Raw genomic sequence first — 2,607 nt, 5'->3', positions numbered from 1 at the left:
ATTTACGCCAAAGCAGCGGTTGGCCATGGCCGCTTAGTTTCTATTTCTGAACCCCGTGCAAAACGGGGGGATTGCCGAAGGAGCTGGATGTAGGCACGGAACACATGCGTATGATCTGTTCCGGCGCCGCTCTGAAGTCGGGCTGATTGTGTAAGCGGACCGGGCAGCCGTTATTGCAGCGGGCTCTTTCAGGACAGCTCAAGGCAAACGCGGCTCGGTATTGGCTTTGTGATGTGGACCTGGCAGGAAGTGTGCGACCCTGGTAGTCTCTTGTCACCAAAGACAGAAGCTTCTCTCCCTGGACGCTTGGGACACTTCCGACTGATAGGAAAGTCGCGCAGCTGCGCGGCGCTGACTGAAACAAATGGCAACTTTCGTAGATTTATTTTGTGGGGGCGGACTCGGGGCCAGGGGGGCGGTTCGAGGTGGCGGCGTTCCACTATTGGGATTGGATGCGTGGGATTTGGCCACCAAGACTTACGAGGCTAACTTTCCGTCGGCTGATGTAATCACCGATTTCATTGAAAACGTCGACGCCGCCGCGCTGGGTCGACGGTATCGTCCGGACGTGCTGCTGACATCACCCGAATGCACGTCGCACTCGATTGCACGTGGCGCCAAGCCGGGGTTGGAAAGCAGTCGTGAAACTGCGATTGGCATTGTTCCTTGGGTGGAGGCGATGCGTCCTCGGTGGGTCATCGTCGAAAACGTCAATCGGATGAAAAAGTGGGACCGACACAACGAGCTCGTCGAGACGATCGAGGGGTTAGGCTATACGGTCAGCGATCTTTTCCTCAATGCTGCAGATTTCGGGGCTGCTCAAGCCCGGAAGCGCATGTTTCTTGTATGCGATAAGCAAGGTTCAAAGGTTTCGCGAGAACAGCTATTGGCATTCGGAAATGATCGGCTTCTGACGGCCAACGATATTATTGACTGGGAGACTCCGTACCCGTCCAGTCCGTTACGCAAGCCAGGAAGGGCGAAGGCTACCCTGGAGCGGGCGGACCGGGCCATCGCGGCATTGGGCCGGAACGTCCCATTCATCATCGTCTATTACGGATCGGACTACGCCGGCGGCTGGCAAACGCTGGACGTTCCGCTGCGCACCGTAACCACCGTAGATAGGTTCGGGCTTGTAACTTGGCGAAAGCGCGAGCCCTACTTGAGGATGCTGCAACCGAACGAATTGCTCAAGGCGATGGGCGGCGGGGACGAACATGTGTTGCCGCATGGTAGTCGCCGCGAGAAGGTCAAGCTTTGTGGAAACGGCGTTTGCTCGGACGTCATGGCCGCCATCTTCAAGTGGATCGGCACGACTCAGGCGGCATCCGCGAGGAGGCGCGATACGACAAGGCTGACCCGATGATTGAAAAAGATTTGGATTCGGCTGATCTTTGCGTGGATGAGGTGTACGGCGGCTCACGGAGCGGCAACTCTTCGGATGATCCGTTGCCAAAGTTGCTTGGCGTGGATAACGGAGCCGGGTTTCGGCACCTCGGTAAACGGCCGGCGGTGGCGACCCTCCGGCTCCTTGTCCTGAAGACCCGCTTTTCGGATGTGAACTGGCCTGACGCGCTTGACCGCGAGAACGGGATCTTTGTCTACTACGGCGACAAACGTGGTCCCGGGGATCTTCACGCGACGCCGCGGCAAGGGAATCTGATGCTCCGGAATCTTTTTGACGAAGCTCATCAATTCCAGCAGAGCTCTTCCTTTCCTCCTATCCTCCTTTTCGGCAACGCGGGCACATATCGAGATGTCCGGTTTCTCGGACTCGCGGTACCAGGCGCGGCAGGCATGGGTGCAGACGATGACCTCGTGGCCGTATGGCGGACAACGGAGGATGGTGTCCGATTTCAGAACTACAAGGCGACGTTCACCATACTCGATCTCCCGGTCGTTTCCAGAGCATGGATCAAGGATGTCCAGAACGGTAACGCAGTGTCTTCGGCCCATGCGCCAAAAGCATGGCTAGACTGGGTCAGTGGTAGGAAATACACGCCGCTCAAGTCGGTTCCAGTAAGCGTTGTGCGCTCAAAGCGGCAGCAGGTACCCGATACCCCTGAACTGGCCGCGTATGTGAAGACGGTCTACGAGCATTACAAGGAAGATCCATATGCATTCGAGCGATGTGCTATGGAGTTGGCGCGGCTTTTCATGCCGGCGATCCAACACTGGGAGTTGACGCGGCCATGGAGAGATGGGGGAAGGGACGCCTTGGGCACCTATCGCATAGGACATGGGGCCGGCGCGATTGATGTGGAGTTCGCGATGGAGGCCAAGTGCTACGATCAGAACGTGGGCGTAGGAATCAAGCCTCTGTCCAGACTAATATCGCGCCTGAGGCATCGTCAGTTTGGTATCTTGGTCACGACTTCCTATCTTGATGCGCAGGCATACAGCGAACTCGTTCACGACACTCATCCGGTTGTTGTCATATCGGCAAAAGACATATCCATGAAGCTCAGGGAGAGGTTCGGCAGTCTCGAGAGCATCAAGCTCTGGCTGCAACGGATCTAGCGACAGCGTGCTCGAGCCTATCCGGTCTTTTGTGTGTGATGCATAAACTGACGGCCAAGGAGCCACTTTTATGCCACGCAAACGCAA

2 protein-coding genes are annotated in these 2,607 nt (G+C 56.8%); both read left to right on the top strand.

What is annotated here, in order from left to right; translation table 11 throughout:
- Positions 1-364: 364 nt before the first annotated feature.
- Positions 365-1,366 carry a DNA cytosine methyltransferase gene (locus DIE13_RS32415; RefSeq protein WP_012327535.1) on the top strand — a complete coding sequence of 334 codons (1,002 nt, stop codon included), beginning with the start codon at positions 365-367 and terminating at the stop codon, positions 1,364-1,366.
- Entirely contained in the window at positions 1,363-2,520 is a 1,158-nt protein-coding gene (locus DIE13_RS32410) for a restriction endonuclease (RefSeq protein WP_012327534.1), read from the top strand. Before DIE13_RS32415 ends, DIE13_RS32410 begins: the two co-directional genes overlap by 4 nt.
- Positions 2,521-2,607 lie beyond the last annotated feature (87 nt).

This window comes from Burkholderia sp. Bp9016 (assembly GCF_003857765.1).
In the GTDB taxonomy this organism is placed as follows: domain Bacteria; phylum Pseudomonadota; class Gammaproteobacteria; order Burkholderiales; family Burkholderiaceae; genus Burkholderia.
This window is presented reverse-complemented; position numbering and strand designations above follow the sequence as displayed.